We start from the raw sequence: 22,407 nt of genomic DNA, 5'->3' as shown, positions 1-22,407 counted from the left end.
CTAAATAAAGTCGGCGTTTAGAGCCAACGTTTGCGACGTTTAAAGGATTTAATATTTTTAAAAGACTTACGCTCGCTCCCTCCTCCACCGAGATAAAATTCTTTTACGTCCTCATTATTCATTAATTCTTCAGCAGTCCCGTCTAATACGATTTTACCATTCTCCATGATGTAACCGTAATCAGCTGCTCTCAAAGCCATATTGGCATTCTGCTCAACAAGAAGAACAGAGATACCAAGCTCCTTGTTCATACGCTTGATGATACCAAAAACTTCTTTCACCAACAGTGGGGATAACCCCATCGAAGGCTCATCCATCATAATCAAATCTGGGCGCGCCATAAGAGAACGTCCAATGGCCAACATCTGCTGCTCACCCCCAGAAAGATATCCGGCAAGACCTGTTCTCTCTTTCAACCGTGGGAAATAATTGAAAACCTTCTCGATATCTCCAGCTACGTTTTTTTGTGGTTGAGTAAAAGCTCCAAGCCGCAAATTTTCAAGCACCGTCATATCATGGATGATGCCGCGCCCCTCCATAACCAGAAAAGTGCCATTTCTAACACGCTTTTCTGGCGGCATTTTTGTTATATCAGTACCGTTATAAATGATTTCTCCCCGGCTAACTTCTCCGTCTTCAGACCCGAGTAGACCAGCGATGGCTTTTAGTGTGGTGGATTTACCCGCACCATTAGCCCCGAGAAGAGCCGTAATCTGTCCGCGTTTCGCACTTAGGTTTAACCCACGCAAAACCAGAATAACTTCATTAAAGACAACCTCGATATTATTCACCGAAAGAATAGTGTCATCTTGTGGCTGAGTTTGCAGTGTTGAAACGGTACTCATGTTCAGAACCCTTAGTCACGGAAAACAATAGTAGTAAAAACAGGCCCATCCTTATGAACGGGCCTGCCTTAGAGCTAATTAATAGCCAACCCAATCATCACGACGGGGCAGTGTCATCTCGGCAATGCGTTCAATGTTCACAGCACCATCGTCAAAAGAGCCCTTGTTGATAGAAACAACAGTACTTCCACGGTGATCTTCTGGCGTCCAGGTGGAAGGCAAACAAACACCTTCAAGACCTTTTGGTACCCAATCTTGATTTACGTACATGCCTTTTTTGATATTTTCACCTGTAATACCGCCGTTCGCTTTGGCCCATTCCATAGCTTCTTTCATATAAAAAGCAGAACAAACACCACGGATGTAATGGTGAGTCGGCTTGGAATCCTTAGCAAAACCGCTCATATCAGCAATTTTGTAAACCAGTGCCATACCATCAGCTGCCGCATCCCAAAAAGGTGTTGCCGTTGGGAAGACGTAATTCTGAGCTTCTGCGGCTTTAATAGTCAGGTGATCACCCGCCCAAACATTCCCCATATAGGTCACATCCGCACCAACAGTATTACAAGATTTCAAAAGAGAAATCACAGAGCCTCCAAGATTTCCAACATAAGCATAATTAGCACCAGATTCTTTAATCGTCAGGCATTGTGCTTTAAAGTCTCCAGGACCAAGGGGCACCACAACTGGTGGCAACACTTCAAGGCCCAGTTCTGCTGCATATTCAGCACAACCTTCTTTTGGCGCGTTCGGGTAAGGGTGATTATCCCCTGTATGAACAAACTTAGGATCGCTCAGACCTTTTTCCTTGGCATCACCGGCAGCCCATTGAACAAGTGCACGGCACGCATCTGTGTAAGACGGTCCGTAGAAGAAGTTATACGGCGCAGGCTTTTTGGTCTTAGGATTTTTACCCGTTGGATCAGTTAAGTGTCCAGAATAAGACGCAGACCAAACTGGCACCTGATCTTTGGCGACAAAGCCTATCAGCGCTTCAGTATCACCGGTGCCCCACCCCTGTAGAGCTATCATGCCCTTGGATTTCCATTTTTTATAATTGGCGATCGCTTGAGGAACCTTATACGCGTAATCAATGGTTTCCATTTCAATCTTCGTGCCATCGATCCCGCCCGTTGAATTGATGTAATCAACGGCGTCACGGACACCTGGTCCATAGAATTTACTAACAAATGATGTCGGCCCTGTGTAATCGACAAGATGACCGACAAACACACTATCTTCTGCTAAGGCCGGGCTGCTTGCTGCCGCCAGGGCCAATGTTGCGGCGAGAATGCGCTGCTTCATGTCTTACTCCCTATTGGCGGCCTATTATTTTATCATCTCTACCCCGGCCGCCGCGGAATAAAGGCTTCTCTCTTAATGAGAGAATGGATAGAGTTTCCAGCTGGCCCTTATTAAGCGCCACCGATGAATTAATCCATCTGGTTCAAAGATCAAAAATAGAATGATTACAGCGCCAACCGACATTTCCTTGATGTAGGCTTTACTTTGTTCGATACCCGGGAAAATAACGGCCACACCGCTTGCAGCATCTTCCATGAATTGAGGTAATAATAGAATAAAAGCAGTCCCGAGAAGCGTGCCGGCAATAGAACCCATCCCACCGATAATAATCATGGCAAGGAATTGAATTGACAGCAGGATCGTAAAGCCTTCTACCGAAACATATTGCAGATAATGCGCATAAAGTGCGCCACCTACACCCGCAAAAAAGCTCGATACACCAAAGGACATAATACGGTAATGGGTAAGATTAATCCCCATGATCTCTGCGGATAAGTAATGGTCACGCACAGCAACCAAGGCACGTCCATCACGAGAGCGACGAAGATTGCTAACCGCAAGGAAAGAGACCACAACCCAGAAAAGTACGAGGTAAAAATACTTTTGATCGGTATCTAGGTCGATACCTAGAAAATTGACAACTTCTGCTGAAGACCCATAGGCACCACCGGAGAACCAGTCTGCGCGGGAAAAGAAATCTTGCAAGATAAACTGTGACGCAAGCGTCGCAATTGCAAGATAAAGCCCTTTCAAACGTGCCGCAGGAATACCAAAGATCATGCCAATCGCCGTGGTCATAAGACCTGCGAGAGGAATACAAATAAATACAGGAATTCCTGTTGTATTATTCAACCAGGCCGAGGCAAAAGCACCGAAGCCAAAAAAGGCAGAATGGCCAAGGGATATTTGTCCGGTAAAGCCCACAAGGACATTGAGCCCAAGTGCAGCAATCCCGTAAATACCAATAGTGATCATCTGGCTAAGGTAATAATCATTTAAAAAGTATGGCGCGATTAACAAAGCAGCAATACCGATATAAACAATCCAACCTTCTACTTTTGTACGGAACAACGATGTATCATCGCTATAGGTTGTTCTGAAATCACCACAAGGGCGCGGATGAGGAACATGTGACATAACTTAAACCACTCCCTTTTAAATACGTTCAATATCTTTGGTGCCGAACAACCCATAAGGCCGGATCATTAGAATAAGGATCAACACGTAGAATGGAGCGACGGTATAGAGGTTGCCAATGTGAAGGAACTGACCATCAAAAAACTCTGCCATATTTTCCAACACACCAATAATCACGCCACCGATAACCGCTCCGATAATAGAATCAAGCCCGCCAACAATAACCGCTGGAAAAACCTTAATCCCAATAATCGCCAGAGAGTTAGATACCGCGTTCACCAGCCCAAGTACGACCCCTGCAATACAAGAAACCAGTGCAGAGATCGCCCAAGCCATGGCAAATACCTGCTTCACTGAAATACCTAAACTTTGTGCGACCTGTTGATTAAAGGCTGTTGCCCGCATGGCCAGGCCATACTTGGAAAATTTGAAGAAGTAGTAAAATAGCCCCATGACAAGTAGAGAAAGAACCAGCGACATAAGGTACGCCATTTCCACTTGTAGCCCGCCGATCATGACGGTTTCCTCTCCAAACACCGATGGAAAACTCTCTGCCGAATTCCCAAACACCCAGTTCATCAAGGCTTGCATAAAGATTGAAAGACCGATGGTTACCATAATAACCGATATAATCGGCTCCCCGATTAATGGCCTGAGGATGACCATTTGCACAAGAATGCCAAAGACCGTCATGAAAGCCATAGAAAACAGAAAGGCGACAACAAAGGGAAGTTGCCATTTCATGACAAAAAACCAGCAAACCCAAGCACCAAGAACAAGAAACTCGCCTTGGGCAAAGTTAACCACCTGCGTTGATTTGTAGATAAGAACAAAACACATGGCGACCACGCCATAAAGCATGCCGACAATGATGCCATTTATCAAAAGCTGGAATAAAAGATCCCAATTCATATTACTCTCCCCCTTCCAGCGTTTCTATTTTTAAGGACGTAACCACTCGTTGTTTGGAGCCATCTTGAAAGTGAATGACCGTATCTATATCAACGTGATCATCACCGGAATAAAGTGTATCAATAATCTCGCCGTACTTATCCGCGATCACGCCACGGCGGACCTTACGGGTACGTGTTAGCTCTCCATCATCGGCGTCTAGCTCTTTGTAGAGCAGCAAGAACTTCTTGATTTGTTGAGCTGGAGGAAGTGTTTTATTGACCATTTCCACTTCGGATCTCAACTGCTCATAAACAGCAGGTTGAGCGGAAAGATCCGTGTAGGTAGTAAAGCGTAAACGTCGTTTTTCAGCCCATTTCGACACGATAGGATACCGAATACAGATTATCGCCGTCAGATATGGTTTGTCAGATCCCAGAATGACTGCTTCAGCCACATAAGTTGAAAATTTTAATTTATTTTCAATGTACTGCGGAGAGAATTTAATCCCTTTTGAAGTCTTCGCCAGATCCTTGATACGGTCGATCACAACCAGATGACCATCGTCGTTAAAGTAACCAGCGTCTCCGGTTAAGAACCAACCGTCATCTCCAAAGGTTTCTTTCGAAGCTTCTTCATTTTTATAGTAGCCCCGCATCATGTTTTCGTGATTGACCACAATCTCACCGAGACCTTCTTTGTCCGGATTATCAATCCTAAGCTCAACGCCAGGCATCGGAGATCCAACGCTTTCATGGTTAACATCATCTCCTTTGTGGATGGTATGTGCCCCGAGAGATTCTGTCTGCCCATAGAGCTGCCGAAGCGGTATCCCCATCGAAAGGAAGAATTTGAATGTATCTGGTCCCATTGCCGCACCACCAGTAGCAGCAGACTTCAAGTTTTTGAAACCAAGTCTATCTCTTAAGGCCCGCATCAACAACCATTCTGCAGCGACTGACTCTTTACCTTTATCGAGAGCTGCGAGACCTTTTTTAGCACCCCACTCATACATTTTTTGTTTCCAGATACTGGAATCCATCATACGCGCACGAACATCAGCGGCAATCGTTTCCCAAACCCTTGGGGCAAGAAGAACAAAACTCGGACCGACTTCTCGTAAATCCGCCATAACGGTTGACTGTGCTTCAGGAAAATTGACACGCATACGAGCGATCAAGTTCCACGCAACGGAATACATTTGTTCCATCACCCAACTAAGAGGTAACACAGCAAGATATTCGTCTTCTGGCGTTTTTGGATCAGCACGTAGATAAGAAGCTGCATGCCCTAAAAACGAACGGTGTGGCCACATCGAAAGTTTTGGATTGGATGTGGTCCCAGAGGTTGTACAAAGGACAGCAACATCATCAGTGTCCGTTTGCTCTACCATTTTTTCATAGGCAGAAGCGTCTTCATCTAAAACGCTTTGCCCAAGAGCCTCAAGTTCTTCCAAAGCCATCAAGCGAGGATCATCATACTTCCTCATTCCACGAGGATCGGTATAAATAATATATTTAACGGATGGAATTCTGTCTTCCAAATTCAGGAACTTATCGACCTGTTCCTCGTCTTCCGCGATAATAATTTTCGGTTCAGTATAATCGGTTAAATAAGCAATCTCGTCTTCAAGGGCATCACGATATATTCCCATACTCATTGCACGACAACTATGCGCGGCAATCTCTCCCCAAACCCATTCCACACGATTGTCACCGATCAGAACCACTGTATCTCCTGATGTAATACCGAGTTTGGCCATCCCCAAAGACATCCGTGAAACGTGATCGTAGAAATCTTGCCAAGTGAAGATATTCCAAATTCCAAATTCCTTTTCCCGTTGCGCAACATCGTTTGCAAAGCTCTTTGCGTTGTACGAGAGAATTTTTGGAAGAGTATCATAGACTGAAACATCAGCTGAATTTTCCGGAGTTGGCGCCCAGGAGATTTGATCTCCATGAATAGAAGTACGGCTTAGCCCCTGAGCGATATTTGTTGTACTCATTGTGCAGTTGCCTCCGCGTCTTCGTCATGAAGCATCTCATCTTCTTCGCCAAGATATGCGTGACGAACGTGTTCATTTTCCATGACTTCATCAGGCAGGCCGGCAGCAATTTTCTTGCCAAAATCAAGTACCATGACACGGTTAGAGATATCCATTACGACCCCCATATCATGCTCAATCATCACGACTGTGACACCGAGCTCTTCATTGAGGTCAAGGATATAACGCGCCATATCTTCTTTTTCTTCGAGGTTCATCCCCGCCATTGGTTCGTCGAGAAGAATAAGGTCGGGATCAATTGCAATGGCACGCGCAAGCTCAACACGCTTGCGCAACCCATAAGATAACGTTCCTGCGGGCTCATTACGGACGTGTTGGATTTCCAGGAAGTCGATAATATCTTCAACATCCCGTCTATGTTTAAGCTCTTCTTTGCGCGCACCACCAACCCAATAAAACATTCCAGTCAGAAAATTATTTTTGAGAAGATGATGTCGACCAACCATAATGTTGTCGATAACTGACATGTGGCCAAATAATGCAAGATTTTGGAAGGTACGTCCGATCCCCATAGAAGCTCTATCATTGATAGATCTTCCAATCAGGTTCTTACCATTATAAATGATTTCACCTTCTTGAGGCTTGTAACGCCCCGAAATACAATTAAGCATGGATGTTTTCCCGGCACCGTTTGGTCCGATAATAGAAAACACCTCCCCCTTTCGAACTGAAAAACTAACATCCGTCAAAGCACGAATGCCCCCAAAGCGAAGGCTAACACCTTTCGCTTCGAGCAATATATCGCCCGATTGAACCAAAATTTTTCTCCCTGTCCCCAGCGACAATACACGGTTTTAACCGCTTATACGTGTCCGTCGGACTTACAGACCTTACTGTTGTTATTCCTTAACGGAACCAGCAATTAGCCAGCCATCCTTTGACGGTGTCACAGACCGTTCTACCTCTTTTCAGACAGGGAAAGCTTCGACGAGAATTTTCTCAACTCACCAAGACGACCAGCAGCAACAGCTTCTACTTCAGACATTTCAAGAAGAATATCGTCAATATCCTGCCTCTTAGCCTTAAGTTGCGCCCTGTGCTTGGCAATACACTCCAACAAGCGTCGGATTTGCCCATCTTCGCCAGGTGCCAAATCATACATCTCAATAATTTCGCGAATTTCTGCCAGAGAAAAGCCTAACCGTTTGCCTCTCAAAATCAGAATTAATCTCGCTCTATCACGTGAACTGTATAACCGCTTTCGCCCCTCGCGTTCAGGGTTGAGTAATTTTTCGCTCTCGTAAAACCGCAAGGTTCGGGTTGTAATCCCAAACTCATTTGTCAGTTCTGTAATGCTATAGTAGCCCTGTCCATTCATCATTCAATAGTTCTGACACCTTACGTTAAAGTCAACTAAAATATTTTCTCCTCGACTAAATTCTCTCCCCAACACTATATTGATTTATCAAGAATTTATATCGAATAAACAAAATAACTATCTGTTATTTATAGATATTAAGCTAACTAAAAACTTAAACCACCGAACTTACAATCAACTATGACATCTGCTGTTTTGCAGATATACATTTAATTATGCAGCAATGATCTGCATTTTCGCAGAGTAAAAAAACTTACCCTACGACAATTTGCCTTATAAAACCTTACCAGACCTCACTTCCTGGACGTCATGTTTAACAAAATTTGTTATTTTTGAAATAATATTACAACTACTATTCAAGACCTTACACGCATAATGAGCATTTCAAATAAGCCAATATAACCAAAGGTATTTTCGTAGTATCTCTAGAAACTTGCACAAAAAAAGGTCAGAACATATTGGACTGACCTTTTAAATCGGACCATCTATTAGACAAACCTATAAATTCAATTTTCAAAATTTACTGACTCGACAATAAAAGCACGTCTAAAGAAACTGCTCCCAGTTTCTAATGATTTTTGGGGGATCTGGGTCTGCAGGAAGACCAAGATCTCTACGAAGGGATTGTGGCAAGCTTTCAATACGTCCCATCGCTGGACGACGTCTGAATACGATACTAAATAATTTCATGATACTGGCCATGACTAACTCCATTTGGAATAAAGGCACGACTGCTAGGAGATCTATTGGTCACTCATATTCTATATCGCTAACCACAATTACACTTTTCCCCAGCCCAAAGAAGAGCAACGGATGCTTATCCTCTCCCCATTCATTGAAAAAGAAAGCCATACCTCACAGGCAAGGACGCACTACAATCAAGAGAAGAAAAATGTCAAAGAAGTTATCAAAAAGGTGAATTACTATTTCCAAACAGTCCGTGCCAAAAGGTTGGGCACTTTACTCATTCAGCAGCGAGAACAACCGATATAAGTAAACTTGGAAACACGAGTGACATAAGCTGTGCGCGTACGAATCCCGTATGCACTCGTGCGTGTATATGCAGAGGCAAAAATACGGGTCATAAAACGCTCCTTCTAAAGCTTAAAGTAAATCACAGAAAACTTCTAGCCCCGCAGTTAAAAGTTGCCAAGCCCCCTTTTACTCAAAATTACAACTTAATATTGAGCGGTGCATTTTTACAACACTGAGATAAATATGCACCAGCCGTCAATACGTTTAATAAAAAAGAACCGTCCTGGCCGTCGACAACAGACAAAATTTTAAATTGACACAATGAGTGTTGACCTCCGCATTCTTATTCACACTTATAGGCAGAAGATAATTTTCGGATCAGGCAAACTAAAAAACATCCCAGACAAAACATCATGTCTTATGACAAAATTCGACATTACTGGGGCACTTAAGGATATCAATTATGCACAATTACAAAGCATTTTACATCGATGGCAACTGGGTTATCCCCTCAGATGAAAGAGATGTCATTAAGGTCATAAATCCAGCAACAGAAGAAACCGTTGGTGAAGTATTACAGGGCACGCACGAAGATGTAGATAGCGCGGTTGCAGCAGCAAAACGGGCATTTGATGGCTATTCACAATCAACAAAATCTGAGCGTCTAGAATTACTGACCCGGATTATTGAAATCTATGAGCGCCGGATGCCTGACATGGCCCAAGCCATCACAGATGAAATGGGAGCGACAAAGAAGCTTGCCATAGATGATCAAGCCCCTTGTGGCCTGGGACATCTTCGAACAGCATACGAGGCTCTTAAAAACTACAATTTTGAAAATAAGCTTTCCGACAACACCACCGTATTCAAAGAACCTATCGGGGTTTGCGCTTTTATCACACCATGGAACTGGCCAATTAACCAGATTGCAGCCAAGGTCGCCCCTGCTCTGGCAACTGGTTGTACTTGCGTTTTAAAACCATCAGAATTAGCGCCTTTTTCTGCTCACGTTTTTGCCGAAATCCTACACGAAGCAGGTGTTCCAAAAGGAGTATTCAACCTCGTAGACGGTAACGGCATCATCGTCGGCGCACACCTATCATCACACCCCGACGTAGATATGGTTTCCTTCACAGGCTCAACTCGTGCTGGAATTGAGGTTGCCAAAGCGGCAGCGCCAACAGTGAAACGTGTTACTCAAGAACTCGGCGGCAAGTCAGCGAATATCATTCTAGACGACGCTGATTTTGAAACAGCCGTTTTTAAAGGCACATTACACTGTATGGGTAACGTCGGGCAGTCCTGCAACTCCCCTACGCGTATGCTGGTTCCCCACTACCGTATGGAAGAAGCAGCTGAGGTTGCAGCAAAAGCTGTTTCAAAGCTGCGGGTTGGCGACCCAACCAATGCTGACAAAAACATGGGCCCCATCGCTTACGACTTACAGTACGAAAAAGTCAAAGGCCTTATCCAGAAGGCTATAGATGAAGGAACCACACTGGTTTGTGGAGGAACCGATAAACCAGAAGGGTGCGAAAAAGGATATTTTGTAAAGCCGACCGTTTTCAGTCACGTCACAAATGACATGACGATCGCTAAAGAAGAAGTCTTTGGTCCTGTTCTTAGCATCATAGGCTACGACAATGAAGCAGAGGCGATCCAGATTGCCAATGACACCCCTTATGGACTTGCAGCCTACGTCTCATCCAGTGATCTGCCACGTGCGCGTCGTGTCGCTTCAAAGCTACGAGCAGGACAGGTTATCATTAACAATTCCGCTGGGGACTACAATGTCCCCTTTGGCGGTTATAAACAATCTGGTAATGGCCGGGAAAAGGGTGAATACGGTTTTGAAGACTTCTTGGAGATCAAAGCAATTATTGGCTATAACGTAGCAGGATAGTTTGCGTTAATTTAATCTCGGCATAAGCCCTGTCCCATTAACTTTAATGAGACAGGGCTTTCTATACAGCTTCTTACAGGCCTTTTAGAAGCATAACCTACTTCTGAGTCCCCTTTGACAACTCCTTAGAGTTGAGCCCTGTAACACACGATGCGTCTATGAAAATTCAACTTGGTTTGTGCCCCACATTAAACATAACAACAAAAAATAATGCCTTTCTTGCTTATACTCTTTAAGCTCTCTATGTCCTCTCAATAAGAAAGAATAAAAGCAGATGCAATCTTCAACCCTGCCCGGTTTCACTCACAGTTTTATAACCGTCAATGGCGTGGAATTAAGTGTGCATACCGCAGGCGAAGGGAAACCACTGCTTTTCTTACATGGCTATCCCCAAACCCATGCGACTTGGGGAAAGGTTGCACCGATTTTCGCAAATAACTTTACGTGTGTGATCCCGGATTTGCGAGGTTACGGGCAAAGCGGGACACCTAAAACGGACGATCAACATCAACCTTATGCCAAACGGGAAATGGCCAAGGATATGGTCCAGCTTATGGCCCACCTTGGACATGACCATTTCGGTGTTATCGGTCACGATCGAGGAGCCAGAGTAACTTACCGGATGGCCCTTGATCACCCGGAAAAAGTTGAACGCCTTGCCATTATAGAAGTTGTTCCCACCGCAGATATGTGGGAACGCTTTAATGCTGAAATGGCGCTAAAAGCCTATCACTGGACTTTTCTGGCCCAACCATCGCCCTTGCCAGAAAAGATGATTTCGGCCGATCCGGTTGAATATCTTGAATGGACGCTTAAGAGTTGGACCAAGAACCACAGTCTGGATGCTTTCGCCCCAACTGCCCTTGAAAGTTACCGTGAACAATTTAGAGATCCCAAACATATCCATGCCCTATGCGAAGACTACCGCGCTGGTGCGACCATAGACCGCCTACTCGATGAGCAAGATCGCAAAGCTGGCAACAAAATTCAGGCCCCCCTCTTTTTCCTTTGGGCTAAAAACGGATTTCCCGCCAGTACAGGCAACCCTTTAGGCTTATGGCAATCTTGGGCTAACAACGTTCAAGGGAAAGCCATTGATTGTGGCCACTTTGCTCAAGAAGAAAATCCAAAAGCGGTCACTGAATGCCTAATTCCTTTTTTCAACGATTAAGAATTTTATCTTCTTTTTAAATCCAATTCATCAAACATATCAGGATCATAAGTGCCAAAGATACGATCCATGAAACTGAGCCCAAAGCCATAATTTACATCACCCTTGGTATGATGTAGTCGATGAAAAGCTGGATCATTGACGAGTTGGCGAAACCAATGTTTTTTAGAAAATTGTGGTACGAGGTCATAGTTACAATGAATACAAGTTGTAAACATCATTCCCAAAGTATGAATTACAAATGCACTTCCTATACTCAAAGGAACAAAGAACATAAAAATCGGTAATATCCCTGCCATTATCAAAGCTTCAACAGGATGTACATTATAGCCTGACCAAGGTGTAACCCTAACAGAGCTATGATGAACCGCATGATATTTAATTAAATACTTTGTATGTAGTAACCTGTGAGAAAGATAAGCGTACAGATTATAATAAATAAAAAAAACCACAAATTGAACCAATGCAATTATCCATGATTCTGGCCAAAGCCCTATCGTTATATGACGATAGAATAACGTAACCACACCAAAGAGAAAACAAGCCATAATACCTTTTTTAATTTCATTTTGAACTTGCCCCAATCTGGCAGGATACTGATCAATAATACAACCAATTCCCATTTTCGGCCAAATTTTAGTTGTTAAGACTTGACCAATTATTCCTCCTAAAAAATAAATACCCAAATGAACAAAAATTGCCATTACAAGAGCTATATACCAAGGAGATACAAGCCAATACTCTAATACAATATTAATCCACATCTATACCTAGTATCCAAAATATTTTACTTAAACATACAAGAATACAAAGCAATCCGAGCCTCTTTCTGTATTCACATTGAGTTTACGATATCAACTAAAAATTGCAACATATTGAGTAAATGTACTTTCTATATTTTTAAACAATAACGCCATTGCTGTTTGCAATATCAGGTATTCAACAAGGCCCCTATTTAGTCCTGAATAATTTAGTTATCTTTTCAAAACCTAAAAAGCTTACCTACTGATAGATAAAATTCTTGACTTCAAATCTACGAACTTTATCTTAAGAAAACAAAATACCTACCTACTGATAGATTGGAATAATTTAATGAAACAAAATACAGCTCTTATAATTGGTGGCTCTAGCGGCATGGGAAAAGAAACAGCCAAGAAGCTGCGTGATAATGGAACAAATTTAATTCTTGTCGGAAGGAACCCAGAAAAACTTGAAAGTGTAAAAGCAGAATTGGAAACGTCAGGATCAGGTTCAATAGACCTTCATTCTGTAGATCTTAAATCTAACCGAGAAGTCGTTAAATTTATTACAAATATTTCAAATGAACCTCGCCATATTTCTTACCTGGTCAATGCAGCCGGAACATTCAAACCAGTCTCTTTCTTAGAGCACTCAACTGAAGATTTCGACGGGTACCATCAGGTCAACAAAAGTTTGTTTTTCATTACTCAAGCCGTTGCCAAAAATATGAAAGCCAACGGTGGCGGTTCCATTGTTAACATTGGCTCCATGTGGGCCAAACAAGCAATCAAAGCGACACCTTCTTCTGCTTACTCTATGGCAAAAGCTGGCCTACACTCCCTCACCCAACATCTTGCTATGGAGCTTGCAGATCACAATATCCGTGTTAATGCGGTGTCACCCGCTGTTGTCGTCACACCAATATTTGGATCCTTTATAGAACCAGATCAAATTGAAAACACCTTAACGGGCGGCTTTAATGATTTCCATCCGATTGGTCGTGTTGGTCGTGTAGAGGATATCGCCGCAGTGATAAATTTCTTACTTTCCGAACAAGCAGCTTGGGTTACAGGTGCTATTTGGGATACTGACGGCGGCGTAATGGCGGGTAGAAACTAAGGCTCGATAGATATTGGCTGGGTTTTGGCTTATCCTGACTTAACAAGAAAGTAAAAGCCCGGTCGATATTTTTGTGACACACTCAACTTATCACGCCACTCAACAGGGACTGAACCATGCCTCAAAACAAGCCTCTCGCAATTATAGCTGGAGCAGGCCCCGGCCTCGGAATGGCACTCGCGTATAAACTCGCCGAAGAAAATTACGAAGTCATCGCACTATCCAGATCACAGCCCAAGGAAAAGACTGAAAATCCGAATATTCACTTCAAACAAATTGACCTTAGCAATAAAGCTTCTGTCGAAAACGCGACACGCCAGTTTGTAGATGAGTATGGCCCTCCAAAAGTTATTATTCACAACACGGCACAACTTGTGATCAAACCGTTTCTTGAAACCCAAGCAGAAGAATTCTCCGCGACTTGGGACGCTATGGTGCACTCCGCAGTAAATATTTTTCAGGCAACACTTCCCCATATGCTTACGGCAGGTGAAGGAACGGTTATTGTAACAGGCGCAACGGCCAGTTTACGCGGTGGTAAAAATTTCTCGACCTTTTCTTCTGCAAAGTTTGCCCTGCGCGGCCTCACCCAATCTCTTGCCCGCGAATTCCAACCCCAGGGCATTCACATTGCTCACGTCATCTTGGACGGCATCATCAATACGAATAAAAGCCGAAAACTTCACGGACTAGATCAAGCACGGATGATGAAAGCCGAGGATATTGCTCAAGCCTATTGGCACATTATCCAGCAACCCAAATCAGCATGGAGCCAAGAACTGGACCTTCGCCCCTATCAGGAAAGCTTTTGATGCAGACTGAGAACCTCATTATCGGTGGCGGCTTAAGTGGTCTGTATCTGGCGTACCAGCTGACCCAAAGGGGAGAAGACTTCCTTCTGGTCGAAGCCAGAGATCGGCTAGGCGGACGCATAGACAATCACCGAGGAGTAGATTTGGGACCAACCTGGTTTTGGCCCGGTCAGCACCGCATAGCAAAATTGGCAAAAGAACTCGGTATCACCGCCTTTGAACAACAAAACAAAGGCGACATCCTCTATGAAGATCCAAACGTTCAATCTGAACGCATCCCTTCTCAGCAATACCAAATGACTTCCTACCGTTTAGAAGATGGAACCTCGCGTTTAATCGAAGGTCTTGCTACAGAAATCTCGACAGATAGGATATTATTAGGTCATCATGTAACGGCTCTATCCCATACCAATAACGGGATAGAAGTGCGCCTTAAGACTTCAAACAATACCAGCCCCATTACAACAAAAAGAGTTTTTCTTGCTCTTCCTCCGAGACTGATTGCACAGCACATTACCTTTACTCCAACACTGGATGAAGAAGCCCTCGGAAAAATGACTTCCATCCCGACCTGGATGGCGGGACAAGCCAAGGCTGCTATCCAGTTTGAGACCCCATTCTGGCGCGATCACAAACTATCCGGCCAAGCCTTTAGTCGTCTGGGTCCCTTGGTGGAGATACACGACGCCTCTGCTGCCGAAGATGCGCCCTACGCTCTCTTCGGCTTTATTGGCGGTACACCAAGGCAGCGTAAAGAGATCGGCGAAATAAAACTCAAACATCTTATAAAGCAACAAATTGAACGTCTTTATGGAACCGATACCCCAGCGCCGTTAGAGATTACAATCAAGGACTGGAGCACAGATCAATTCACAGCAACCAAAGAGGATATGGAACCATTACAAAGCCATCCCAGCTATGGCTTACCAAAAGCTTTGACTAACTTGTGGAATAATCAACTGATATTAACAGGCACTGAGGTTGCAAGTTCAGAGGGCGGTTACCTCGAAGGCGCTCTGATCGCAGCAGATGATGCAATCGCCCATATCACATAGTATATCATAAAAAAGGAGAAGCACGGAACTTCTCCTTCGTAAAAAACGATCAAATCAGAACTCTGACCATGAATGACCGTTAGGCTTCACCGAGGGTGATTTTTTTCTGTTGCTCTTTTTTAAGCTGCTTCGACCCTCGACGTCTTTCAGCCATAGAAGCCACGTCACCACCGATATGATTAATACCGCGTTTTTCAGAGAGGACGATCTGCTTTTCGCGCTCTTCAAAACGTTTTCTCTGCTCTTCGCTCAGGTTCCCATAACAATGATGACAGGATATTCCTTTAAGATAGTGAGGGCTATTTTTGTCTTCTTCTGTAATGGGCATCCGGCAAGCAAAACATTGGTCATAAATGCCTTTTTCCAAGTTGTGTTTCACAGCAACCCGGCTATCAAAAACAAAGCACTCGCCTTCCCAGAGAGATTCTTCCTCAGGGACTTCTTCGAGATATTTTAATATTCCACCCTCGAGATGGTAAACCTCGCCAAAGCCCTGTTCTTTGAGATAGGCGGTTGATTTTTCACACCGGATCCCGCCGGTACAGAACATCGCAACCTTTTTGTCCTTCGCATCCCCAAGGTGCTCTTCAACATAGGCTGGGAATTCACGGAAAGTTGCAGTTTTCGGGTCGATTGCATTTTTAAACGTCCCGATCCCGACTTCGTAATCATTGCGAGTATCGACCAAAACCACGTCCGGGTCGGAAATCAACGCATTCCAGTCTTTGGGTTTTACATAAGTCCCGACGATATGGTTGGGATCAATGCCTTCGACCCCCATGGTTACGATCTCTTTTTTGAGCTTAACCTTGGTTCGGTGGAAGGGCATTTCATCGTGGGATGATTCTTTGGTGACGACACCTCTCAGGCGCTCGTCGGCACGAATATAAGCATGAAGAGCATCGATGCCTTCTTGCGATCCAGCGACGGTACCGTTAACACCTTCACGTGCCAGTAACAAGGTACCTTTGATACCATGTTCCGTCATGAATTTCTGAAGAGGTTCACGGAGACTTTCAAAGTCTTCCAATACGGCAAAATGGTACAGTGCCGAAACGATAACTTTAGACATTTTTCTTCCTTGTGCGGGCTGGAACGTAAAACCAGAGCTACAAATATGTGGCGGCTATATAACAAAGTGCCTCAACGAGATCAAGCCAAGTCTAAATAGAACCACATCGGAAATGTTCTAATTCAAAAACGTGCTAAAGGTGTCATTAGCATTAAAGACCAATTTGCGCCCTTTTGGCCGCGCACAATTCACAGATATTTTTTCAATCCGGTCAACTTTGGGATTATAACGTCTTTTCCCCGTGTCATAAAACCGCTGCATGGAAAACACTCTGCTCTGCCCCGCGAGGAACGTCGATTGCTCAGGTTCATGCCAAAACCCCTGAGCCCCGTTAATCATGATAATACAGCCCTCGATGTCCCGACTGTCTTCGCTTTTAATAGCAACGCTGGACTTACTCAAAGCTGTGAGCTTAAAGTCAAAGTCGCCGTCTCCCCCCTGGCAGCCGCTCAACAAAGATACGCTTAAGGTGAAGAAAGCATAAGGCAGCAAATTACATCGACTAAATATCATCATGATTTTTTAACTTATACCCCCAAAAGTAGAACACTATCTAAAATAAGATAAAAGCAACGTCCAGATCTTTCATCTTGCATTTTAGAGATATTATGAACGCTTACTCCCACCTTTCGACAAAGACGGATCTAGGCGAAGCAACAAGAATATGTAGATAGAAATTCGCCTGTTTAAAATTATTTTTACAGGATTATCGGTTGCTTTTAATTTTTGGAAAGAAACTGCGAGACTGCATTAAAAATTTGTTAAATTTCCACTGCTATCAAAAACTTGAACACTAATCTTAGGACGAGAACAGCTAACAGATATTGCACCGATTTGATCCACTCTACGATCAAACTGTCTATGGCCAGTACTATAAAACCTCGTTAGAGAAAACATCCGACTCTCACCAGCGGCAAAGGCCGATTTTCCTGGTTCGTGACGAAACCCTTTGGAGCCATTGATCAGAATATCACATCCCTGAATATCTTTTAATCCTTGGTTTTTAATTCCGATATTAGACTTGGTTATTGAAATCATTTTAAAGTCATAATTGTTGTGCTCTTCATCACATCCGGAGATCACCAGAAGGAGAGGTAAAAACAGATAACCAAATTTACAGATTTCCATAATTTATAATGATAATTTGGTCAATAATTGTCAAACTTATGATTACAAGAAAATCTTGTATTGTGCTCAAGCAAACAGGCAACATACTTAAACGGAACATTGTTACTTATAAGAGATAAAAATGTACATCCGCGAAATGGCTCTGTCCGATCATCCTCAATTAATAGAGCTTTTTAGCTGCACGCCTGGTGTCACTCTGCGCGAGGCAGATTCAAAAGAAGCAACGACAATTTATCTGGATCGAAATCCTGGCCTCAGCTTTGTTGCGGAATCGCAGGGTAAAATTATCGGTTGTGTCATGTCTGGTCACGACGGTCGTCGAGGTTATCTTCAACACCTCATCGTCTCCCCCACTGCACGCAATCAAGGTTTAGGAGAAAAGCTGTTTCAACGATGCCTATCTGCCCTAGCAAATATTGGCATCGATAAGACACATATATTTGTCTTTAAAGATAATAGCCTAGCAAACACGTTTTGGACGGCAAAAGGATGGTCTCTACGTAAAGACATAAATCAGTACTCTTATACCCATTCCGGTGATGAGAACGCCTAAAGAAGCTGAAGCCAAAATCAGAGACAAAGGATAGAGAAGTGGTCGCCCACTCCTCTATCAACCCCGAATATCAAATTTTGGAATAATCGATCGGTTGGTTCTTATCTAGCATACGTGCTATAGGCGGCATCGGATATTTAAGCCCTGTCGCACAGTTATAAAGAACGGCTCGATCTGTCGATTTGATACGACCATCAACCAGGGACTGTTTGTAAGCGGCATAGGTCGCAGCCCCTTCAGGACAAAGTAAAACACCCTCTACCCGCGCAGCTTCCGCCTGAGCATTGTCAATCGCCTCATCCGTCACCGCGATGGCAAATCCGCCACTTTCCCTAACAGCTCTCAAGATAAGGAAATCACCAACCGCTATTGGCACCCGAATACCTGACGCATGCGTAAAGGCATTTTCCCACAATGGCGCATGCTCAGCACCCTCTTCGTAAGCTTTTACGATAGGCGCACATCCAGTGGATTGCACAGCGATCATTTTAGGACGTTTTGATCCAATCCAACCAATTGCTTCCAGCTCTTCAAAGGCCTTCCACATACCAATAAGACCTGTCCCACCACCTGTCGGATAGAAAATAACATCAGGAACTTCCCAACCTAACTGTTCGGCTAGTTCAAGTCCCATGGTTTTCTTACCTTCGATCCGGTAAGGCTCTTTTAAAGTAGAACAATCAAACCACCCAGTAGGCTCTTTCCCTTCACCGACGATTTTACCGCAATCATTGATCAAGCCATTAACGCGGTAAACTTTACCTCCTTGGTACTCAATCTCAGAAACGTTGACTTCCGGCGTATCATCTGGGCAAAAAATCGTGGTTTCAATACCAGCATGTGTGGCATAAGCAGCCATAGCCGCCCCAGCATTACCATTTGTTGGCATCGCCAAACGCGTTATTCCAAGTTCCTTTGCCATGGCAACAGCCAGTGCCAGCCCTCGGGCTTTGAAAGACCCTGTTGGCAAACGTCCCTCATCTTTGACAATAAGCTCTCCCCCTTTTCCAGCCAGTTTTCGTAAAGGAATCAAAGGCGTCATCACTTCTCCAAGGCTCACAATGTTTTTTGTTTCCCGAACTGGAAGAAATTCTCTGTAACGCCAAAAACCACCGGGACGTTTTGCCAGTTCTTCCTTTGTCACAGCGTTAGACAAAGCCTTAAGATCATAACGCACAAGAATTGGCTTTCCGGCAGGAGACAATCCATGAAGTTGATTAGCAGGCAGGATCTCTCCCGTGTAGGAACACTCTAGGTGGGTGACAAAGTTAGGAAAATCGTTCTCTACTGCCGGGTCCAAAATAAAACGTTGTGACATTACCTTCTCCCAAAGATGATCTTCTAGCATAAGCCAGATTTGTATCTAATTTCATTTTAAAGAAATCATGCCGGGAAGGCTTAACAATTAAAAGCTTTGTCATTTTATTTAACCAACAACATAAAATTTTCTTAAGTTGAGAGCTTCAAAAACTTACCTCGACAACATTGATCATCAGACTTAACAAATTATAATTTATTGATTTTTCAACACTAAAATATAAAGGTATTTAAAATTTCACATAATACATAAGGTAAGAAATATCTCGTTTAGGCATCACTATTAGTTTAACTTAATATGATTGCATGTAAGAATAACTAAATTGACCCATAAAGCATTACAGAAAAATAGAGGTAATCTATGAATATGACCAAAGGGTTGAGCCTTCGTTCTATGGAGATATTTGTAACCGTCGTCGAAAAGGGCAGCATGTCTGAAGCCTCAAAGCACTTAAACATGACGCAATCGTCTATATCCCAGCACATTTCTAATCAAGAGCGGTTATTCTCCACCACTCTTTTTGATCGAACAGTTAGACCTCTGGCGCCCACACCCGCCGGGCATACTTATTTTCAATATGCACAGCAAGTTCTGGATCAAGTTGGCATCATGTGGAGCACTTTACAGAAAATCAACATTGTTCCGCTCAATCAAATTCGGATTGCTGTGATTGACACACTTGCCGATACGCTCGTGCCCGAACTTACCTACAAAATTGGTCAAATATTACCAAAAGGTAGTATTAAAATAACAAGTGGGCAGACAGACGATCACCGCGATGCCCTTTTAAACAGACGCACTGACATCATCATTACCATGGACCCTATGATAGATGTCGACAATATGGAACGCCATCCCCTTTACCGTGAACCTTTTTTGATGGCTTTGCCCGAAAACTCTCCTTATCAAGCCGATGATATTGAACAACTTTATGACAAGTTACCCTTTATCAGATACAGCCCCAAGTTGCCCATCAGTCGCCTCATAGAACAACACCTGAGACGCCTACGCTTAAATATCCCACATCGTTTTGAACTAGATACGACCCGGGCAATCATGCCTTTAATCGCTGCGGGCCGTGGCTGGACACTAACAACACCGACAGGATTGCTTGATAGTCGACACTCTCTGAAAAATGTAAAAATAATCCCCCTTCCTTTTACAAATTTTCATAGAGACATCTCTCTCGTAGCGCGCAACAAGGAGCTTGGTAAATTGCCGAAAGAACTCGCTCACCTTTGTAAAAAGCATCTCAAAAACGTTGCTCTCGCAGAAATAACAAAAAAAATGCCCTGGGTTATTGAGGAAATAAAATTCTTTTAAGTTTCATAAAAACAGATGTTAAGAATTTAGCGACTCACCCCAATAACACACAACATAATTGTAATAATAAAATAAATACCAATTTATATGTGAAATAACTTGTAAATACGAATTTGATGATACATATGTGCGTAAATACATTCCTTCAGATAACTTTCGAGTGACCTCGTTATGACCAAATCTCATCTACAAAAATTACTATCCGTCGCCACGATTGTGGCAACATTTCTTGGACTTTCTTATACACAAGCAAGCGCTGATAACGACAAAGACCTGTTAACTGAAATCAAAGAACGTGGAACCATATTGATTGGCCTTGAGGCCACTTATCCTCCTTTTAATTATCAGGACGAAAACGGAAAACTCGTTGGGTTCGAAGTTGATGTCGCAAAAGCACTCGCCGAACGACTTGGTGTAAATGCCGAATTTGTACCAACAAAATGGGACGGCATGCTTGCAGGCCTTGAAACAAAACGCTTTGACATCATCACAAATCAGGTAACCATTACCGAAGATCGCCAGAAAAAATATGACTTCACACAACCCTATACCGTGTCAGGTATTCAGGTTATTACCCGTAGTGACAAACAAGACGACTTCAAAACCCCAACTGATCTCGCGGGTAAATATGTCGGCGTGGGTTTGGGCAGCAACTATGAAGAATGGTTATCAGAAAACGTTCCCGATGCTGAAGTATCAACTTACGATGACAATGCCACAAAACTTCAGGACTTGCTTGTCGGTCGTCTGGACGCCTTCTTGAATGATCGCTTGGCAGCTGCCTATCTATTGAAAAATTCTGGTGGTAAAGTTGTTGCTGCGGGAGAACCTTTTGACAAACAACGCATGGGCGTGGCTTTACGCAAGGGCAACGAAACACTTCTTCAAGCACTTAACAAAGGCCTTGATGAATTACGCGCTGACGGTACTTTGGCTGCTATCTCTCAGAAATGGTTTCAACTAGACGCGACGAAGTAACACTCTTAATGATAGCACTTCGGATAATACCATGGATGTCATGATCGATTTACTACTCGGCGCAGTTCCCTTTTTACTTAAGGGAACTGCGTTTACCGTAGGACTTAGCGCCGGATCTATGGTACTCGGTCTCTCATTGGGTTTCGTTATTGCTTTTATGCATTTATCACCCTCAGTATTTCTTAAGTGGCCTGCGATGTTTTTCGTGTCATTCATCCGTGGTACGCCACTTATTGTACAGTTATTCCTTATTTATTATGGCCTTCCAGAATTTGGTATTCGGCTTAACCCGATCCCTGCAGCTCTTTTAGGCCTTAGCCTGAATGTAGGCGGCTACACTGGTGAGATTCTGCGTGGCGCAATTGCATCAGTTGATAAAAGTCACTGGGAATCAGCTTATTCAATAGGCATGACGCCTGCCCAAGCTATGCGGCGCTCTATCCTACCTCAGGCAATTCGCATTGCTCTGCCCGCAATTGGCAATACTTTCCTCAGCCTGTTGAAAGACACTGCAATAGCAGCAACAATTCAAGTACCAGAATTATTTCGACAGGCACAACTTATCTCTGCAAGAACTTACGAAGTCTTCGCCATGTACTTAAGCGCGGCGGCTATCTACTGGATACTTTCTACGGTGATATCCAGATTTCAGAGTAAAATGGAAAAGCGATCCAATCGCCACCTTCGGGCTAATTAAT

Annotated in this window: 22 protein-coding genes; 9 read left to right on the top strand and 13 right to left on the bottom strand. The window is 43.6% G+C overall.

Going from position 1 to position 22,407, the window contains the following annotated elements; translation table 11 throughout:
• Positions 1-17: 17 nt before the first annotated feature.
• The 8 genes from ACFSKO_RS06375 to ACFSKO_RS06340 form a co-directional block, all read right to left on the bottom strand.
• Positions 18-845, bottom strand: a complete 828-nt coding sequence (locus ACFSKO_RS06375) for an ABC transporter ATP-binding protein (protein ID WP_380249627.1) — start codon at positions 843-845, stop codon at positions 18-20.
• Between the two features lie 78 nt (positions 846-923).
• Positions 924-2,150, bottom strand: a complete 1,227-nt coding sequence (locus ACFSKO_RS06370; protein ID WP_380249625.1) for an ABC transporter substrate-binding protein — start codon at positions 2,148-2,150, stop codon at positions 924-926.
• Positions 2,151-2,222: 72 nt separating this feature from the next.
• Entirely contained in the window at positions 2,223-3,287 is a 1,065-nt protein-coding gene (locus tag ACFSKO_RS06365; protein ID WP_380249623.1) for a branched-chain amino acid ABC transporter permease, read from the bottom strand.
• An 18-nt stretch (positions 3,288-3,305) separates the two neighbouring features.
• Positions 3,306-4,199 (bottom strand): branched-chain amino acid ABC transporter permease, encoded by an 894-nt coding sequence (locus tag ACFSKO_RS06360; RefSeq protein WP_380249621.1) that lies wholly within the window; start codon positions 4,197-4,199, stop codon positions 3,306-3,308.
• Position 4,200: 1 nt separating this feature from the next.
• Positions 4,201-6,183 (bottom strand): long-chain fatty acid--CoA ligase, encoded by a 1,983-nt coding sequence (locus ACFSKO_RS06355; protein ID WP_380249619.1) that lies wholly within the window; start codon positions 6,181-6,183, stop codon positions 4,201-4,203.
• Complete coding sequence (locus ACFSKO_RS06350) at positions 6,180-7,001, bottom strand: ABC transporter ATP-binding protein (protein ID WP_380249617.1); 822 nt, start codon at positions 6,999-7,001, stop codon at positions 6,180-6,182. The genes ACFSKO_RS06355 and ACFSKO_RS06350 overlap by 4 nt, the downstream gene beginning before the upstream one ends.
• Before the next feature lie 140 nt (positions 7,002-7,141).
• Positions 7,142-7,564: a MerR family transcriptional regulator gene (locus ACFSKO_RS06345; protein WP_380249615.1), complete on the bottom strand. Its 423-nt coding sequence runs from the start codon at positions 7,562-7,564 to the stop codon at positions 7,142-7,144.
• 543 nt (positions 7,565-8,107) lie between these two features.
• Positions 8,108-8,263 carry a hypothetical protein gene (locus tag ACFSKO_RS06340; RefSeq protein ID WP_380249613.1) on the bottom strand — a complete coding sequence of 52 codons (156 nt, stop codon included), beginning with the start codon at positions 8,261-8,263 and terminating at the stop codon, positions 8,108-8,110.
• 736 nt (positions 8,264-8,999) lie between these two features.
• Here ACFSKO_RS06340 and ACFSKO_RS06335 point away from each other — a divergent pair.
• Positions 9,000-10,439: an aldehyde dehydrogenase family protein gene (locus ACFSKO_RS06335; RefSeq protein WP_380249611.1), complete on the top strand. Its 1,440-nt coding sequence runs from the start codon at positions 9,000-9,002 to the stop codon at positions 10,437-10,439.
• 274 nt (positions 10,440-10,713) lie between these two features.
• The gene (locus tag ACFSKO_RS06330) at positions 10,714-11,610 is read left to right on the top strand and encodes an alpha/beta fold hydrolase (protein WP_380249609.1); all 897 of its coding nucleotides are present in this window, start codon (positions 10,714-10,716) and stop codon (positions 11,608-11,610) included.
• 5 nt (positions 11,611-11,615) lie between these two features.
• Here ACFSKO_RS06330 and ACFSKO_RS06325 read toward each other — a convergent pair whose 3' ends face one another.
• Positions 11,616-12,374: a sterol desaturase family protein gene (locus ACFSKO_RS06325; RefSeq protein WP_380249607.1), complete on the bottom strand. Its 759-nt coding sequence runs from the start codon at positions 12,372-12,374 to the stop codon at positions 11,616-11,618.
• Between the two features lie 328 nt (positions 12,375-12,702).
• Here ACFSKO_RS06325 and ACFSKO_RS06320 point away from each other — a divergent pair, with 328 nt between their 5' ends.
• The 3 genes from ACFSKO_RS06320 to ACFSKO_RS06310 all read left to right on the top strand — a co-directional run bounded on the left by ACFSKO_RS06320 (position 12,703) and on the right by ACFSKO_RS06310 (position 15,337).
• Positions 12,703-13,470 (top strand): SDR family NAD(P)-dependent oxidoreductase, encoded by a 768-nt coding sequence (locus ACFSKO_RS06320; protein ID WP_380249605.1) that lies wholly within the window; start codon positions 12,703-12,705, stop codon positions 13,468-13,470.
• 116 nt (positions 13,471-13,586) lie between these two features.
• The gene (locus tag ACFSKO_RS06315) at positions 13,587-14,282 is read left to right on the top strand and encodes an SDR family NAD(P)-dependent oxidoreductase (RefSeq protein ID WP_380249604.1); all 696 of its coding nucleotides are present in this window, start codon (positions 13,587-13,589) and stop codon (positions 14,280-14,282) included.
• Positions 14,282-15,337 (top strand): flavin monoamine oxidase family protein, encoded by a 1,056-nt coding sequence (locus tag ACFSKO_RS06310; protein ID WP_380249602.1) that lies wholly within the window; start codon positions 14,282-14,284, stop codon positions 15,335-15,337. Before ACFSKO_RS06315 ends, ACFSKO_RS06310 begins: the two co-directional genes overlap by 1 nt.
• A gap of 79 nt (positions 15,338-15,416) precedes the next feature.
• Here ACFSKO_RS06310 and trhO read toward each other — a convergent pair whose 3' ends face one another.
• The 3 genes from trhO to ACFSKO_RS06295 all read right to left on the bottom strand — a co-directional run bounded on the left by trhO (position 15,417) and on the right by ACFSKO_RS06295 (position 17,537).
• On the bottom strand, positions 15,417-16,409 hold the full coding sequence (trhO, locus tag ACFSKO_RS06305) for an oxygen-dependent tRNA uridine(34) hydroxylase TrhO (protein WP_380249600.1): 993 nt from the start codon (positions 16,407-16,409) through the stop codon (positions 15,417-15,419).
• 117 nt (positions 16,410-16,526) lie between these two features.
• Positions 16,527-16,925: a hypothetical protein gene (locus tag ACFSKO_RS06300; protein ID WP_380249598.1), complete on the bottom strand. Its 399-nt coding sequence runs from the start codon at positions 16,923-16,925 to the stop codon at positions 16,527-16,529.
• A gap of 234 nt (positions 16,926-17,159) precedes the next feature.
• Positions 17,160-17,537, bottom strand: a complete 378-nt coding sequence (locus ACFSKO_RS06295) for a hypothetical protein (protein WP_380249596.1) — start codon at positions 17,535-17,537, stop codon at positions 17,160-17,162.
• A 121-nt stretch (positions 17,538-17,658) separates the two neighbouring features.
• Between ACFSKO_RS06295 and ACFSKO_RS06290 the strand changes: the two genes are divergently transcribed.
• The gene (locus tag ACFSKO_RS06290; RefSeq protein ID WP_380249594.1) at positions 17,659-18,090 is read left to right on the top strand and encodes a GNAT family N-acetyltransferase; all 432 of its coding nucleotides are present in this window, start codon (positions 17,659-17,661) and stop codon (positions 18,088-18,090) included.
• 70 nt (positions 18,091-18,160) lie between these two features.
• Here the strand turns inward: ACFSKO_RS06290 and ACFSKO_RS06285 are convergent, their stop codons facing one another.
• A complete protein-coding gene (locus tag ACFSKO_RS06285; protein ID WP_380249592.1) occupies positions 18,161-19,408 on the bottom strand; it encodes a threonine synthase in 1,248 nt (415 codons plus the stop codon).
• Between the two features lie 360 nt (positions 19,409-19,768).
• On the opposite strand from ACFSKO_RS06285, the gene ACFSKO_RS06280 reads away from it, so the two are divergent.
• From ACFSKO_RS06280 to tcyL, 3 genes are all read left to right on the top strand, one after another.
• Positions 19,769-20,731 (top strand): LysR family transcriptional regulator, encoded by a 963-nt coding sequence (locus ACFSKO_RS06280; RefSeq protein ID WP_380249590.1) that lies wholly within the window; start codon positions 19,769-19,771, stop codon positions 20,729-20,731.
• A 171-nt stretch (positions 20,732-20,902) separates the two neighbouring features.
• Positions 20,903-21,709 (top strand): cystine ABC transporter substrate-binding protein, encoded by an 807-nt coding sequence (gene tcyJ, locus ACFSKO_RS06275; RefSeq protein ID WP_380249588.1) that lies wholly within the window; start codon positions 20,903-20,905, stop codon positions 21,707-21,709.
• Positions 21,710-21,740: 31 nt separating this feature from the next.
• The gene (gene tcyL / locus ACFSKO_RS06270) at positions 21,741-22,406 is read left to right on the top strand and encodes a cystine ABC transporter permease (protein ID WP_380249586.1); all 666 of its coding nucleotides are present in this window, start codon (positions 21,741-21,743) and stop codon (positions 22,404-22,406) included.
• Position 22,407 lies beyond the last annotated feature (1 nt).

The organism is Kiloniella antarctica, from assembly GCF_042682825.1.
GTDB lineage: Bacteria > Pseudomonadota > Alphaproteobacteria > Kiloniellales > Kiloniellaceae > Kiloniella > Kiloniella antarctica.
This window is presented reverse-complemented; position numbering and strand designations above follow the sequence as displayed.

What these genes read in the sequence shown, in the direction of transcription:
- ACFSKO_RS06295 (WP_380249596.1), bottom strand. Translation starts at nt 17,537, where the DNA reads ATGGAAATCTGTAAATTTGGTTATCTGTTTTTACCTCTCCTTCTGGTG.
- ACFSKO_RS06375 (WP_380249627.1), bottom strand. Translation starts at nt 845, where the DNA reads ATGAGTACCGTTTCAACACTGCAAACTCAGCCACAAGATGACACTATT.
- ACFSKO_RS06370 (WP_380249625.1), bottom strand. Translation starts at nt 2,150, where the DNA reads ATGAAGCAGCGCATTCTCGCCGCAACATTGGCCCTGGCGGCAGCAAGC.
- trhO (WP_380249600.1), bottom strand. Translation starts at nt 16,409, where the DNA reads ATGTCTAAAGTTATCGTTTCGGCACTGTACCATTTTGCCGTATTGGAA.
- ACFSKO_RS06360 (WP_380249621.1), bottom strand. Translation starts at nt 4,199, where the DNA reads ATGAATTGGGATCTTTTATTCCAGCTTTTGATAAATGGCATCATTGTC.
- ACFSKO_RS06315 (WP_380249604.1), top strand. Translation starts at nt 13,587, where the DNA reads ATGCCTCAAAACAAGCCTCTCGCAATTATAGCTGGAGCAGGCCCCGGC.
- ACFSKO_RS06280 (WP_380249590.1), top strand. Translation starts at nt 19,769, where the DNA reads ATGAATATGACCAAAGGGTTGAGCCTTCGTTCTATGGAGATATTTGTA.
- ACFSKO_RS06325 (WP_380249607.1), bottom strand. Translation starts at nt 12,374, where the DNA reads ATGTGGATTAATATTGTATTAGAGTATTGGCTTGTATCTCCTTGGTAT.
- ACFSKO_RS06310 (WP_380249602.1), top strand. Translation starts at nt 14,282, where the DNA reads ATGCAGACTGAGAACCTCATTATCGGTGGCGGCTTAAGTGGTCTGTAT.
- tcyJ (WP_380249588.1), top strand. Translation starts at nt 20,903, where the DNA reads ATGACCAAATCTCATCTACAAAAATTACTATCCGTCGCCACGATTGTG.
- ACFSKO_RS06320 (WP_380249605.1), top strand. Translation starts at nt 12,703, where the DNA reads ATGAAACAAAATACAGCTCTTATAATTGGTGGCTCTAGCGGCATGGGA.
- tcyL (WP_380249586.1), top strand. Translation starts at nt 21,741, where the DNA reads ATGGATGTCATGATCGATTTACTACTCGGCGCAGTTCCCTTTTTACTT.
- ACFSKO_RS06365 (WP_380249623.1), bottom strand. Translation starts at nt 3,287, where the DNA reads ATGTCACATGTTCCTCATCCGCGCCCTTGTGGTGATTTCAGAACAACC.
- ACFSKO_RS06300 (WP_380249598.1), bottom strand. Translation starts at nt 16,925, where the DNA reads ATGATGATATTTAGTCGATGTAATTTGCTGCCTTATGCTTTCTTCACC.
- ACFSKO_RS06340 (WP_380249613.1), bottom strand. Translation starts at nt 8,263, where the DNA reads ATGGCCAGTATCATGAAATTATTTAGTATCGTATTCAGACGTCGTCCA.
- ACFSKO_RS06335 (WP_380249611.1), top strand. Translation starts at nt 9,000, where the DNA reads ATGCACAATTACAAAGCATTTTACATCGATGGCAACTGGGTTATCCCC.
- ACFSKO_RS06330 (WP_380249609.1), top strand. Translation starts at nt 10,714, where the DNA reads ATGCAATCTTCAACCCTGCCCGGTTTCACTCACAGTTTTATAACCGTC.
- ACFSKO_RS06290 (WP_380249594.1), top strand. Translation starts at nt 17,659, where the DNA reads ATGTACATCCGCGAAATGGCTCTGTCCGATCATCCTCAATTAATAGAG.
- ACFSKO_RS06345 (WP_380249615.1), bottom strand. Translation starts at nt 7,564, where the DNA reads ATGATGAATGGACAGGGCTACTATAGCATTACAGAACTGACAAATGAG.
- ACFSKO_RS06355 (WP_380249619.1), bottom strand. Translation starts at nt 6,183, where the DNA reads ATGAGTACAACAAATATCGCTCAGGGGCTAAGCCGTACTTCTATTCAT.
- ACFSKO_RS06285 (WP_380249592.1), bottom strand. Translation starts at nt 19,408, where the DNA reads ATGTCACAACGTTTTATTTTGGACCCGGCAGTAGAGAACGATTTTCCT.